Source organism: Rhodopila sp., assembly GCF_965277165.1.
Taxonomy (GTDB): Bacteria; Pseudomonadota; Alphaproteobacteria; order Acetobacterales; family Acetobacteraceae; genus Rhodopila.
Map to the genome: position 1 here is coordinate 2,228,944 of NZ_CBDICE010000005.1, position 12,846 is coordinate 2,241,789.

A 12,846-nucleotide genomic window follows, 5' to 3' on the forward strand; every position below is an offset into this window, starting at 1 on the left:
CGCGCACTACTTGAAACGGAAGGTGATGCGGCCCTTGGAAAGGTCGTAGGGCGTCATCTCGACGTTGACCCGGTCGCCGGCCAGAACGCGAATCCGGTTCTTGCGCATCTTGCCACTGGTGTGGGCAAGGATGGAGTGCTCGTTATCCAGTTTGACGCGGAACATGGCGTTGGGCAGGAGCTCCATCACCGTGCCGCTGAATTCGATCATGTCCTCTTTTGACATCAGGCCTCTTGGTTCGGTTGAACAGGCCGGAACATGAGGTTCGCGGCGAGTGAGGTCAAGTCGTGTCGGACGGCCCGCGGCGGCCGGCGAAGGTGCCCGCGGTGGACCGCGCAACTTGGTCCGACATGGCTGAACCCAACAGGCGTGTGCCGCCTCTTTTTGGTCGATTTCAACACGCAGCCAAAGCAGGCCCACGGAGTAGACATTCCGATCAGACGACGAAACGCCGCGGACCATCGCTGATTCGAGGATCGTTGCGCATCCGCGGTTCGTTACCTTGAATGAGCGCCAACGCCACTTGGCCGGAACCACTTTGACCCAGAACGCGGCGCGCCTCGCTCCTCACCAGATGCCGCGTCCGGTCAGTCCGCGATGCCGCGGCCGCATCGATCTGCGTGGCGCTCCGCCGCCCTCGTTGGTCCTTCGTATTGACGATCAACCCAACAGGACCGACATCGGATCGGCCGCCCCCCGACCTCGTGCGTCCCGCGCCTCCGGAAAACCTCACCCCAACGCCAAGGTCGCGAAACTGCACAACCAGTGTTCGCCCATGTATTCGCCGCTGACATGCGGCAGGCTGGCCTCGATATGCGCCTCCGCCGAGCGCCGCGCCGCGCCAGGATCGGGAGTGAAATCCGCCAGCGCGCGCCAGCACCAGGCTCGGCTCAGGTTCAGTCCGTCCAGGTGCGCGATCTTGCCGTCGGCGCGGTCGCTGACGGTGACGGGCGCGAACAAGGCGGCCGGCATGCGCTGTCCGAGCCTTGGCAGGAATGCCGCGAACCAGGAACGAAACTCCGCTTCGGGCAGAGCGGCGCGCATGCATTCGGCCTCGATCAGCGCGGGCGAGAGGAACTCGTCGCCGCCCGGCTCCCACGCCTGGCAGCCCGCGTCGTCGCCGTACCAGCGCCGCACCGTCTCGATCAGCAAGCTCCGCAACGCCGCGTCCGAATAGTCCAACGCAAGGCGAGCGGCGAAGGCGGTGTTGGAATGCACCCCGGCGCGGATCGGGTAAGTGGCCAGCGGCAGAAACGCGCGAAACCGAGTGGCGAAGATGGTCGCCAGAGGCTGCAACGCGGTGGACCACGCGCGGCCTTCCGGTGCCTCGTGCGCGGCCAGTTCGGCGGCCAGCTTGAGCAGCCAGGCCCAGCCGTAGGGGCGTTCGAAACCCAAGCTCGAAGGTCGAGCAAGGTAGGCGCATTCGCCGGCGATGCGTTCAGAGACGATGTGGGTGTCGAACAGGCCGCGGATTGCGCTGGCGTTCGCCATCGTCGGAAAGCGGCGGTAAAGATAGGCCAGCATCCAGTAACCATGCACGCAGGAGTGCCAGTCGAAGCTGCCGTAGAACACCGGGTGCAGCGCCCGGGGACTTCGGGCATCGTCCGGGCCGGCCAGCACATGGTCCAGCTTATTGGGGTATTCGCGGCCGACATGGCCCAGCGCGATCGCGGCGAAACGGTTGGCGAGGTCGGGGGTCATCGGGGCACCATGAGGCCTCTCAGCCCGCTCGGGCAATGCCGCGCCGGCCACCATCTCGATCGAGGCAAATCCGACGTCCGGCGATACGGCTTGCGTCCGTCCGCGGTTGAATGACATCGTCTTCACAATAACACGACCAGACGCCGAGGGGGACGACCATGGATGCATCCGGGACCTCGAGTCTGGAGCGGACGACACTGAGGAAAATCCATCTGCGCCTCGTACCGCTGCTTCCTGCTCTACATCCTGTGCTACGTCGACCGCATCAATGTCAGCTTCGCGGCGTTGACGATGAACCACGATCTGGGTCTGAGCGCATCGGTCTACGGGCTGGCCGCGGGCGCCTTCTTCTAGGGCTGCTGCCTGCTGGAGGTTCCCTCCAACATCATCCTCGAACGCGTCGGCGCGCGGCTCTGGATCGCTCGGATCATGATCTCCTGGGGCCTGCTGTCGGCCGCGACCGCGCTGGTCGGCGTGGCGGTGCTGTTCTGGCTGATGGTGCGGCCGGCCGAGGCAAAAATGGCTCACCCCCCAGCAGCGCGATTGGCTCGACGGCGCCTTGCGTGGTGACCCATGCGATCGAGCAGGTGCGCTCGTTCGGCGTCCTGTCTTCGGCGGGATCGGCATGGCCGGGGTGGGGACGGTGCTGTTCCTGCCGCAAATCCTGAAGGCGATCGGGGTCACCAACACGCAGGCCGGGCTGCTGACGGCGATCCCCTATTTGTTCGGCGCCATCGCGATCGTTTCGTGCGGGCACCTGTCGGACAGGATCGCCGATCGCTACTGGACCCTCGTGGTGACCTGCGGCCTGGCGACGATCGGGATGCTGCTGGCGGCGATGCTGCCCGACAGCCTGTGGGTCCTGGCGGCGTTCTCGCTGGCGACGTCCGGGTTCTACGGCATGAAATCACCGTTCTGGCCGCTGGCCTCGACCTTCCTGACCGGGACGGCGCTCGCCAGCACCTCCAGTAACGTTATTGACGACGTAACTAACTCGAGCTGTCCCCTGTCCGCGGCGCGGAACAACGGTGTGATCAGCGGCAGCCAAAGCGGCGTCCCCTCGATGAAATACATGAAGATCGCGGTATCGACCCCGATGCGGCCCGACCCGAGATCGTCCATCAATCCCATGAAGTGCGTTCGGTCTCGACATGCGCTGCGGCGTCAACATCCTGCCAACGCGCCGAGACCCCGCAGGTCCATGATGGACAAGGCGGGCGGGTCGAGCGCGGCGCCCAGAAGGCTGATGACCTCCTGCGCCTCCGATCGACGCTGACGTTTGGCGCGGGCTTTGAGCTTTTCGTGCAGATCATCGGGCAGGCTTTTGATGTTCAAGGTCGCCACCGCAGATCCTCCTATAGTCCTCCATTTTGGGAACTTGCGGCCGTGTCCAGGTGTAGGTGCCGCACGCGAGTGCAACACCTCGAACAGCTCTACTCCGGGTCGCGTCCCTGAACCGCCGCATAACCACCGCCGAACGCCGCGTCGCGATGCCGGAACGCGTGCTTCACGCCATGCTCGCGCATCGTCGCCTTGAACGCCATCGCCTTGGGCGCGAGGTGACCGCGGGCGTCGATCTCGGCGCCGATGCGCTGGATGGTGCGCGCGCCCATCAGCTCCAGGCCCAGGTTGACAAGACGCTTGTTGGCGGAAAGCAGATGCGGGTCCACCAGGCCCATGCGGTCGGCCAGCCGCATGACCTCGGCCTCCAGTTGATCCGCCGGATAGGATTTCAGCGCCAGCCCGATCTCGGCCGCGTCCTTGCCGCTGAGCGAATCGCCGGTCAGCAGCAGTCGCTTCGCCCATTGCGGGCCACAGTGATACAGCCACATGCTGCCCGGCGGCGTGCCCAGGTCACGCACCGGCGGGAAGCCGATGCGGGCATCGTCGGCGACGATGATCATGTCGCAGAACCAGGCCAACTCGGTGCCGATGCCGATGCAGGTGCCATGTACCTGGGCGATCACCGGCTTGTGCATGTCGAACAGCTCGACCCGCAGCCGCTGGCCCTGCTCCAGCCGCCAGACGTCGTCGTCGATCTCGGTGCGGCCGCGATAGTCAGGACCGCGGCCCGCGGAAAATTCGTTCAGGTCGGCTCCGGCGCAGAAGTGTGGGCCGGCGCCGCGCAGCACGACGCAATGCACCGGGTTGTATTCGTCCGCCTCGCGCAGCGCCGCGTTCAACTCGCGTAGCAGCCTGGCGCTGAGCGCATTGCGCCGCTCCGGCCGGTTCAGCGTGACGATGGCGGTGCTGTTTTTGACCTCGAAGCCGATCTGTTCGAATTCCATGCGTGTCCTCCGTTAGGTGTGGGCTGGATCAGAACCCCGGACAGCGGTTACGGCAAGACCGGAGCCTGCCGGTGGCGACCTCGCGGATAAGCTCGGCGTTGATTCACACTGCCCCGGCATTGGACGAAAGCCGCGGTGCTGCGCTAATCCGCGCCGCATGGCTCGGATTCGCATCCTGGGGGCGGCCGGCTCCGGCACCTCCACCCTCGGTTCGGCGCTGGCTCGGCGCCTGGGGGTGCCGCATGTCGATTCCGATAGCCTGTACTGGCTGCCGACCGATCCGCCCTATTCGACGGTGCGGCCGCCCGAGCAGCGGCTGGCACTGCTGGTGGAAACGCTGCCGGCGGTCGGTCACTGGGTGTTTTCCGGCGCGGCGACCGAGTGGGCGGCGGCGCTGGAGCCGCACTGTGACCTGATCGTCTTCCTGCGGCTGGATCACGTGCTGCGCATGGCGCGGCTGCGGCGGCGCGAGGCGGCCCGGTTCGGCGCCCGCATCCTGCCGGGCGGCGACATGGCCGCGACCAGCGCCGGCTTCATTGCCTGGGCCGAAGCCTACGACACCACCGGATCGATGAGCCGCGGCCTGCTGACGCACGAGGCCTGGCTGGTCGATCAGCCGGCCCCGGTGCTGCGTCTCGACACCAAGGCGCCGGTGCGCGACCTGGTCGCGGCGGTGCTCGACCGGCTGGGGTCGGGGGCATGACCCACGCCGCTTTGCCCGACATGCTGTTGACCAGGAACGGGGGGAACTGATGGCTGACATCCTGATCGCCGGCGCCGGCCTCGGCGGCCTGACCGCGGCGCTGGCGCTGCTGCGGCGCGGCCACCGGGTGCGCCTGTTCGAGCAAGCCAGCGAACTGCGCGAGGTCGGCGCCGGCGTCCAGCTTGGGGCCAACGGCACCCGCCTGCTGATCGCGCTTGGCCTGCGCGACACGATGCAGCAAGTGGTCTGCGCCGCCGTCGGCAAGGAGGTCCGCCTCGGCACCACCGGGCAGAGCTGGCCGACCTTCGACCTTGGCGAGAGCTCGGTCGAGCGGTTCGGCGCGCCGTACTGGATGGTGCATCGCGGCGACTTCCACAGGGTGCTGCTGGACGCCGTGCGCGCTGCCAGTCCCGATGCGATCCGCGCCGGCGACGGCTGCGTCGGATTTGACCAGACCGGCGCGGCGGTCACCCTGCACCTGGCCAGCGGCGCCCAGGCCAGCGGCGATCTGCTGATCGGCGCCGACGGCGTGCATTCCCGCATCCGCCAGCAGATGTTCGGCTTAGGATCGGCGCATGGAGGCGCGGCGCACTTCACCGGCATCATGGCCTGGCGCGGCCTGGTGCCGATGCAGCGCCTGCCGCCGCATCAGCGGCGCCTGGTCGGCGCCAACTGGATGGGCGTCGGCGGCCATGTGGTGACCTATCCACTGCGCCGCGGCGAACTGCTGAACTTCGTGGGCGTGGTGGAGCGCGATGACTGGCGCGAGGAATCCTGGAACCAGCCCGGCAGCCGCGAGGAATGCCTGCGCGACCTCGCCAACTGGCACGAAGACGTCAAGACCATCATCCGCAACATCGATACGCCCTACAAATGGGCTCTGCTGGGGCGCGATCCGCTGCCGCGCTACGCCCAGGGCCCGGTGTGCGTGATGGGCGACGCGGCGCATCCGACGCTGCCGTTTCTCGCCCAGGGCGCCAACATGGCGCTGGAAGACGCGGTGGTGATCGCCCGCTGCCTGGATATCGACGAAAACCCCGAGGCAGCGCTGCGGCGCTATCAGTACGCCCGGCTGCAACGCACCGCGGCGATCGTGCGCGGGTCGTCGGACAACACCAAGCGCTTTCACAACCCGGCGTTGGGCAGTCCGGAGGGCGCGGCCGCCTATGTCGAGCGGGAATTCCTGCCGGAGAAGGTCAAGCAGCGCTACGATTGGCTGTACGAATACGATGCCCTGACCGTGGCGCTGTAGCTACTGCGGTGTAGGCTCGCAGATCGATTGGATCGGTTGCCCGGCCAGCACCTTGCGGACGAACGGCAGCGAATCCTTCAGCGACGCGTTCACCGTCTGGCCGTGATCGAGCCCGGCGTAGAGATGCGCCTGCACGGTCGACCCTTCGGCACAGGCGTTGCGCACCAGCGCCAACTGGCCCGCCGGAGTGACGTCATGATCTTGCGCGCCGGTGCCGACGAACAGCGGCTGGGTCAGCTTGACGGTGGAGAATTCCAGCTCCGGCAGCACCGCCGCAAGCGCCTTTGGATACGCCGGTGTCAGCGTGTTGCCGCGGTTCAGGCCGGCCTGCCGCACGGCGTGGAACAGCGGTCCGACGCATAGCGTGCGGGCCTGTTCGAACAGCGGCAACGCCCGTGCGGTGACCAGTTGATCGTCTGCCGGCGCCGGATCGCGCTGCTGGATCATGATGCCTAGATAGAGGGCGTAGGCGACCGTCGGATCGGCCACGTCCGGCGGGGTCGGCCGCGGGTGCAACATGGCGGGTCCCAGGAACGGCACGCCGGTCGCCACGCCGCCGCGGATGTTGATGTCAGGCGCGTAGGATGGGGCGATGCCGGCGGTGGCGAAGGCCGCCCCGCCGCCCTGCGACTGGCCGATGACGACGACCCGGTTGGCGACGTTGGGGAACGCCTTCAAAACGGCGCGGATGCTGTCCAGCACACTGAAGGCCTCGGGCCGCACCGCCAGGTAGGGATGCGGTCCGGGCGTGCCGAGTCCCTGGTAGTCGGTGGCGACGATGGCGTAGCCCTGCGCGAGCCAGGTATTGAGATACTCGGCATCGCGCGGCGACCGGGGCGTCCATGACGGAGCGCAGACGTCGGCGATCCCGGTGGTGCCGTGTGCCCAGGCGACCAGCGGCCAGCCACCCGCGGGCGGGGTGCCCTTGGGCGCGAAATAGGCGCCCGACACGACGACCGGCGTCTTGGTGTCGATGCCGTCGGTCGAACTGTAGAGGATGCGGACCTGCTGGCCCGCCATCGCCAGTCCCAGCGCCGGGTCGAGCGGCTCGGTGCGCAGCATCTGTCCTGGTGCGGCGGGGATGTCACCGGCCCAGGTGTAGAACGCCGAGACGCCGCCATCGCCTTGCCGCGGATCGGGCGCCGGCACCTGGGCGGCCCGCGCCAGGGTGATCGCGGCGAACAGGATGGCGGCGGCCAGTGCCAACGTCTTTCGTATGTGCAACGTCATTCGTGGGTACAATGTCATCTTGGATGCAACGACGCGGCGCGCATCACGCCCGGCCGGACGCATGCGCGATGGTCACGGATGACGCACCCCGGATGCTCCGTGGTTGCGGAAAAACGCGTCTTCGGTTTCGTAGTCGAAGTGGTCCCACGGGTAGGCGGCAAGGACCGGGTAGCGTTGCCGCCAATCACCATTCGCTGCGTCCTCGACTAGCCAGCCGCACATTGCCCCGGCGGCATCGGCATAGCTTGTCGCCGGCACATAGCCCAAACTTCCGGCCGTCCGGCAATCGAGGACAAAGGGTCGCGGCACCGACCAGGGTGTCCGGCCAATCAGCGGGGAATCGTCCGGGGCATCGACCGCCACGATCCGGCCCTGGTAGTCGAGGTGCCGCGCGATGTGGGCGGCGATCTCGGCCACCGTCGGCGCATCGGGGTCGGCGATGTTCAACACCCGGCTGCCCGGCGTTTCGGCGGCGATGCGGGCCACCGCGGCGATGTTGGCAACCGCCGAGGCGTGGAAGCGGCTGGTGCCCCGGTGTGCCAGCGGTATCGCCGAGCGGCGGTCGAGCATGCGCTTGACCAGCCACCACTCCCTGGGGTGGCGGGAGTTCGGGCCGTGTATCGCGCACGGCCGCAAGATCGTGACGGGAGGGGAGGCGGCGTCCAGCAGATGGCGCTCCAGAGCCACCTTCCGCGTCGAGTAGGTCGTCGGTCCGGGATCGACCGTCGGATGGGTTTCAGGGATCGGGTCGGGCAGGTCCGGGAAGCCGGTCTCGGCCGCCTCGTCCAGCGTCCGGCCGAGTTGATCCCGGTAGACGCTGGCCGAGGAAACCACGACGAAACAGCCGATGCTGGCCTGCACGGCGATCAACTGGCTGGCGTGGTCTCGGTTGTAGGCGGTGGTGTCGATCAAAGCGTCGGCGCCGGAGCCGAGCGTCCGCGCGAGTTCGTCTCGGTCCCGTTCCAGGGTCACGACCCTGGCACCTTGCTCGATAAGGTCGCGCGGTGCGGGGCGATGGCCGCGATGGGAGAACGTGACGCTCCAGCCGGCGGCAAGCAAATCGCGTGCGACCGCCCGGCCGATCTGTCCGGTTCCGCCCAGGATGAAGGCGTGTCGTTGCCCGGCCATGGTGTCGTTATCCGATGACGAGGCTATTGAGCGTCGTCGCATTTAGGTCCGCTGTCCAGCTTGGGCGACGTTCAGCCGCGCTGGCCCCGCGCGTTCGCCGCTGTCGGTGGTTAACGGTTGGTTAGGGGTTGGCCGGTAGTTTCGCGCTGTTTGGCTCCAACCGGAGAGGTCGCATCAGCCTCATGGGTACCGCCGGCACCTCGTCGGAGACGGAAAAGCGCGGCGGCGAGCTGCCTTTCCATCCATGCCGAAAGCGTCAGCGTTCGCCGCTTCGGCATCGGCGGTGGTTCCGGCACCGGCATGGCGCCGCGGCATGACACTCGACCCATTGCGCCGCGCCCGCGACCTGTTGGCGAGGGGTGACGACGAAGCGGCGAAACTTGCCTATATCGATGTGCTGCGGGCTGATCCGACGCATTGCGGCGGACTGACCGAGCTTGGAGCGCTGGCCCACGCCAGCGGTTTTGTGTCCGCCGCGCGTGATGCCTATCGCCAGGCGGTGCAATTTCATCCCGCCAGCAAGGTCGCCCAGGTCGGATACGCCTTTCTGCTGAGCGAAGCCGGCGACCTGCAGGCGGCTCGATGCCACTATCAGGCGGCGCTTGCGGTCGATCCCGATCTGGCGGAGGCGCATCAGGGCCTCGCGCGGATCCTGGCCGAGAGTGGGGAGGATGCCGCCGAACACTGGCGCAAGGGCTTCGCCGGGCGCGCGGTGGTGCGGCGGCGCTATCGCGGCGGCGGGGCGGGCGTCGCTCTGCTGCTGTTGGCGGCGGCGGTCGGCGGCAATATCCCGACGCAGCACTGGATCGACGACCGCGTATTCGCGGTGACGGCGGTGTATGCGGACTTCTTTGACCCCGGCGATCCGTTGCCGGCGCATGCGTTGATCGTCAACGCGATCGGCGACGCCGACCTTTGCGCCCATGCACTGGCGAACGCGGAACGGATCGTCGCCGGCAGCACCGCACCAGTAATCAATGCGCCGGGGCGGGTCGGGTCCACTGGCCGGCAGGAAAACGCGCGGCGGCTAGGTGCCATTACCGATGTAATGACACCACGTATCGGCGGCTTGTCTGACGTTGCGCGGATCGGGTTTCCGCTGCTGCTGCGCAGTCCGGGCTATCATACCGGGCAACATTTCGTTCGGGTGGAGACAGCCGCTGGACTGGCCGACGCGGCTGCGTTGCTGCCCGGCGAACCATTGGCGATCGAATACCTCGATGCGCGTGGGGCTGACGGGATGGCGCGCAAATACCGGGTGATGTTCATTGGAGGCGCGTTGTATCCGCTGCATCTGGCGATCTCGGCCGACTGGAAGGTGCATTACTTCACTGCCGCAATGGCCGAAAATCCGGCGTTTCGCGACGAGGAACGCAGTTTCCTGGACGACATGGCGGCGGTGCTGGGCGGTCGCGCGATGGCGGCGCTGAGCAAGATCCAGGCGACGCTGGGGCTCGACTATGGCGGTGTCGATTTTGCCTTGGCGGCGGATGGATCGCTGCTGCTGTTCGAGGCCAACGCGACGATGGCGATCCTTCCGCCAGACCGCGATCCGATGTGGGATTACCGCCGCCCCGCGGTCACCGCCGCGCTGACGGCGGCGCGCAACCTGCTGGGGCGGCACGGTCCGGTTTGATCGGTAAGGCGGCCTTTGCCGGACTGCCGCTATCGTCGATCCAGGTCAATCCCAACGCCGTTTCACCCGGTGCGACCGTGGTGTAAGCTGGGGCGCAATACCAAACTGAAACGTCGGGGAGGTTTGCGATGGATCAACCGGTGCGCGAAGCAACAAGCGGGACCTGGCCCGCCGGGCTGACGCGGGTGCCCTACTGGGTCTACCGCGATCAGGCGGTGGCGCACGACGAACAGGGGCGGATATTCGAAGGACCGGCCTGGCACTTTGTGTGCCCGGAGATCGACGTGGCGAACTCCGGCGATTATCGCGCCTCGATGATCGGCGCGATGCCGGTGGTGGTGGCGCGCGCCGAGGATGGCGAGATCGTCGCGTTCGAGAATCGATGCGCCCATCGCGGTGCGCTGATCTGCTTGGAGGATGGCGGGTCGGTGAAGGACTTCCAGTGCGTCTATCATGCCTGGCGCTATGATTTGCGCGGCAACCTGACCTCGGTGGCGTTCCGGCGCGGCGTCAACGGCAAGGGCGGTATGCCGGACGACTTCGAGATGGCGGCGCACGGCCCACGCAAGCTGCGCACCGCCACGTTGTGCGGTCTGGTGTTTGCCACCCTGGCGCCGGAGGGTCCCGGCATCGAGGATTATATCGGCCCCGAAGTGCTGGGTCGGCTGCGCCGCGTGCTGCACAAGAAGGTCGAGGTAATCGGCCGCTTCACCCAGCAACTGCCGTGCAACTGGAAACTCTACATGGAGAACGTGCGTGACACCTATCACGCCAGTCTGCTGCACACTTTTTTCACCACGTTCCGCATCACCCGGCTGAGTCAGGGCGGCGGCGTCATGGTCGGCGACACCGGCGTTGCGCACGCCAGCACGACGCTGGCGGCGGCAGGGGGGGCGGCGGCAGGGGGGGCGGCGGCGCCAACCCAAGACGACAGCTACGCTGGGATGCGCGCCGACAACCAGGGCTTCCAATTGCGCGACCCGTCGTTCATGCACGCCGTGGCCGAGTTCAACGACAACATCAACCTGCAGATCCTTTCGGTGTTTCCAGGCTTCATTCTGCAGCAGATCCACAATGCGCTGGCGGTGCGCCAGATCGTTCCCAGGGGTGTGGACAGCATGGATCTGCACTGGACCTATCTTGGTTTCGCTGACGATACGCCGGAATTGCGGGCGATGCGATTGAAGCAGTCCAACCTGGCGGGTCCGGCCGGTTTCGTGTCGATGGAGGATGGCGCGGTCGGCGGCTTCGTGCAGCGCGGCATAGCGGCGGCGGATCGGCAATCCTCGGTGGTCGAGATGGGCGGCGCGACGGCCGAGGGCAGCGAAACCCGAGCCACCGAGGCTTCAGTGCGCGGGTTCTGGAAGGCCTGGCGCGCGCAGATGGGGATTTGACGATGCTGTCGGGCGCGGATGCCGCGATGCCGCCGGATGCGGATGCCGCGATGCTGCGCGTTGCGGCCTTGAACGGGGCCTACGCAGCGGCGCTTGATTCCGGGCGGTTCGAGGACTGGCCGGGATTTTTCCTCGATCGGTGCCTGTACAAGGTGACCACGGCCGACAACCACGAGAAGGGCTATCAGGCCGGGCTGATCTATGCCGATTCACAGGCCATGCTGGTGGATCGGATCGCCGCGCTGCGCCAGGCCAACATCTATGAGAAGCAGCGTTATCGTCACGTGCTGGGTCTGCCGCTGATCGCCGACGAAGCGGATGGGGAGATCTCGGCGGAGACATCGTTCCTGGTGGTTCGCACCATGCGTGATGGTCAGATGATGATCTTCGCGGCTGGGATTTATCGGGACCGATTGCGGCCGGACGCTACGGGGTCGTTACGGTATGCCGAACGGGTGGTGGTGTGCGACAGCCAACGATTCGATACGCTGCTGGCGATTCCGCTATAGTGTCAGGACGCGCTCCAAATGGTCTGCCACGCCGTTGCCCGCATGCGACGATCATCTGGAGCAGTATCGTAACAGTCCCGTGCCGGCAGTTGGAGCCACGGTTGGGCGCTCCGGACGAACATGTGGAAAGCGGGAACCAACCAGGATGTGTCGTCCAACCCGCCTGCGCGCACCGTGACTGATTCGGGCCGATCGGCCCGGCTGCCGTGGATGCGGCCGCCGCAATCGGCGCAGAACCAGGAGACCGTTTCGACGCCCTCGGGGGATAGCCGGCGCCACGCTTTCGGTTCGCCCTGCAGTATGCGAAATGTCTCCGTGCGAACCGGCATATTCATCGCGAACGCCGCGCCGGACTGGCGCTGGCAGTTGGTGCAGTGACATGCATAGAGCAACAGCGGAGCTGCGTTGATCTCGTAACGGATTGCGCCGCACGGACAGCCGCCGGTCAGCGGCAGGGGATGCGGGCCTCGGTCGGCGGGGGTTGCGGATTGGCCGTTCATGTCATTGTTCGTCCTGCCGCTGCTCGGGCGGGACTCACCCCTGCGCCAGATAGCGTTCGAACGCCGCTAGCGTCGCCTCCGAGACATGGTGCTCGATGCCTTCGGCGTCCGACTCGGCGGATTCGAACGGGACGCCCACGGCCAGCAGCAAGTCGACCACCACGCGGTGCCGAGCGCGCACCCTGGCGGCCAGGTCCTCGCCGGCTCGGGTCAGGAACACGCCGCGGTACGGCTTGGCCACCGCCAGTCCCTCGCGCTTCAGGCGACCGATGGTCTTGATCGTGGTGGCGTGCGCCACGCCGAGCCGACGGGCGATATCGGTCGGGCGGGCCTCGCCGCCGTTGCTCAGAAGGTCGGAGATCAGCTCGACATAATCCTCCAGCAGCGCGCCCGACTGGGCGGTGCGCGCCTTGCCGAATCGGCTGGCCTGGGTCGGTTCCTCGGGCAGCGCCGCGGCGGAACGGCTCGGGAGATCGCTCATGGAGGCTGACATCGCTGGTTTATC

General features: G+C 67.0%; 15 protein-coding genes. 7 read left to right on the forward strand and 8 right to left on the reverse strand.

Annotated features, from left to right (window positions below; genetic code table 11):
* Positions 1-6: 6 nt before the first annotated feature.
* Together infA and ACQY4Y_RS10995 are read right to left on the reverse strand one after the other, a co-directional pair.
* A complete protein-coding gene (gene infA / locus ACQY4Y_RS10990; RefSeq protein WP_158924133.1) occupies positions 7-225 on the reverse strand; it encodes a translation initiation factor IF-1 in 219 nt (72 codons plus the stop codon).
* 504 nt (positions 226-729) lie between these two features.
* Positions 730-1,818: a DUF2891 domain-containing protein gene (locus ACQY4Y_RS10995; RefSeq protein ID WP_428490587.1), complete on the reverse strand. Its 1,089-nt coding sequence runs from the start codon at positions 1,816-1,818 to the stop codon at positions 730-732.
* A 312-nt stretch (positions 1,819-2,130) separates the two neighbouring features.
* Here ACQY4Y_RS10995 and ACQY4Y_RS11000 point away from each other — a divergent pair, with 312 nt between their 5' ends.
* Together ACQY4Y_RS11000 and ACQY4Y_RS11005 are read left to right on the forward strand one after the other, a co-directional pair.
* Positions 2,131-2,271: a hypothetical protein gene (locus tag ACQY4Y_RS11000; RefSeq protein ID WP_428490588.1), complete on the forward strand. Its 141-nt coding sequence runs from the start codon at positions 2,131-2,133 to the stop codon at positions 2,269-2,271.
* A 55-nt stretch (positions 2,272-2,326) separates the two neighbouring features.
* A complete protein-coding gene (locus ACQY4Y_RS11005) occupies positions 2,327-2,977 on the forward strand; it encodes an MFS transporter (RefSeq protein WP_428490589.1) in 651 nt (216 codons plus the stop codon).
* On the opposite strand, the gene ACQY4Y_RS11010 is transcribed toward ACQY4Y_RS11005, so the two are convergent.
* Entirely contained in the window at positions 2,866-3,123 is a 258-nt protein-coding gene (locus tag ACQY4Y_RS11010) for a FitA-like ribbon-helix-helix domain-containing protein (protein ID WP_428490590.1), read from the reverse strand. The two genes, ACQY4Y_RS11005 and ACQY4Y_RS11010, sit on opposite strands and share 112 nt — an antisense overlap.
* A gap of 11 nt (positions 3,124-3,134) precedes the next feature.
* Positions 3,135-3,989, reverse strand: coding sequence for a crotonase/enoyl-CoA hydratase family protein (locus ACQY4Y_RS11015; RefSeq protein WP_428490591.1), 855 nt, complete (start codon positions 3,987-3,989; stop codon positions 3,135-3,137).
* 157 nt (positions 3,990-4,146) lie between these two features.
* Between ACQY4Y_RS11015 and ACQY4Y_RS11020 the strand changes: the two genes are divergently transcribed.
* Together ACQY4Y_RS11020 and ACQY4Y_RS11025 are read left to right on the forward strand one after the other, a co-directional pair.
* Complete coding sequence (locus tag ACQY4Y_RS11020) at positions 4,147-4,692, forward strand: hypothetical protein (protein WP_428490592.1); 546 nt, start codon at positions 4,147-4,149, stop codon at positions 4,690-4,692.
* A 49-nt stretch (positions 4,693-4,741) separates the two neighbouring features.
* Positions 4,742-5,944, forward strand: a complete 1,203-nt coding sequence (locus tag ACQY4Y_RS11025) for an FAD-dependent monooxygenase (RefSeq protein ID WP_428490593.1) — start codon at positions 4,742-4,744, stop codon at positions 5,942-5,944.
* Here ACQY4Y_RS11025 and ACQY4Y_RS11030 read toward each other — a convergent pair whose 3' ends face one another.
* Positions 5,945-7,174 (reverse strand): alpha/beta hydrolase, encoded by a 1,230-nt coding sequence (locus ACQY4Y_RS11030; protein ID WP_428490594.1) that lies wholly within the window; start codon positions 7,172-7,174, stop codon positions 5,945-5,947.
* A gap of 72 nt (positions 7,175-7,246) precedes the next feature.
* Positions 7,247-8,302: an NAD-dependent epimerase/dehydratase family protein gene (locus ACQY4Y_RS11035; RefSeq protein ID WP_428490595.1), complete on the reverse strand. Its 1,056-nt coding sequence runs from the start codon at positions 8,300-8,302 to the stop codon at positions 7,247-7,249.
* A 244-nt stretch (positions 8,303-8,546) separates the two neighbouring features.
* Here ACQY4Y_RS11035 and ACQY4Y_RS11040 point away from each other — a divergent pair, with 244 nt between their 5' ends.
* The 3 genes from ACQY4Y_RS11040 (at position 8,547) to ACQY4Y_RS11050 (ending at position 11,841) form a co-directional block, all read left to right on the forward strand.
* Positions 8,547-9,938: a hypothetical protein gene (locus ACQY4Y_RS11040; RefSeq protein WP_428490596.1), complete on the forward strand. Its 1,392-nt coding sequence runs from the start codon at positions 8,547-8,549 to the stop codon at positions 9,936-9,938.
* 128 nt (positions 9,939-10,066) lie between these two features.
* Positions 10,067-11,332 carry an aromatic ring-hydroxylating oxygenase subunit alpha gene (locus tag ACQY4Y_RS11045; RefSeq protein WP_428490597.1) on the forward strand — a complete coding sequence of 422 codons (1,266 nt, stop codon included), beginning with the start codon at positions 10,067-10,069 and terminating at the stop codon, positions 11,330-11,332.
* Positions 11,333-11,334: 2 nt separating this feature from the next.
* Positions 11,335-11,841, forward strand: a complete 507-nt coding sequence (locus ACQY4Y_RS11050; protein ID WP_428490598.1) for an aromatic-ring-hydroxylating dioxygenase subunit beta — start codon at positions 11,335-11,337, stop codon at positions 11,839-11,841.
* Positions 11,842-11,843: 2 nt separating this feature from the next.
* On the opposite strand, the gene ACQY4Y_RS11055 is transcribed toward ACQY4Y_RS11050, so the two are convergent.
* Positions 11,844-12,341, reverse strand: a complete 498-nt coding sequence (locus ACQY4Y_RS11055) for a GFA family protein (RefSeq protein WP_428490599.1) — start codon at positions 12,339-12,341, stop codon at positions 11,844-11,846.
* Positions 12,342-12,375: 34 nt separating this feature from the next.
* Positions 12,376-12,822, reverse strand: coding sequence for a manganese-binding transcriptional regulator MntR (mntR, locus tag ACQY4Y_RS11060; protein ID WP_428490600.1), 447 nt, complete (start codon positions 12,820-12,822; stop codon positions 12,376-12,378).
* Between the last annotated feature and the right edge of the window lie 24 nt (positions 12,823-12,846).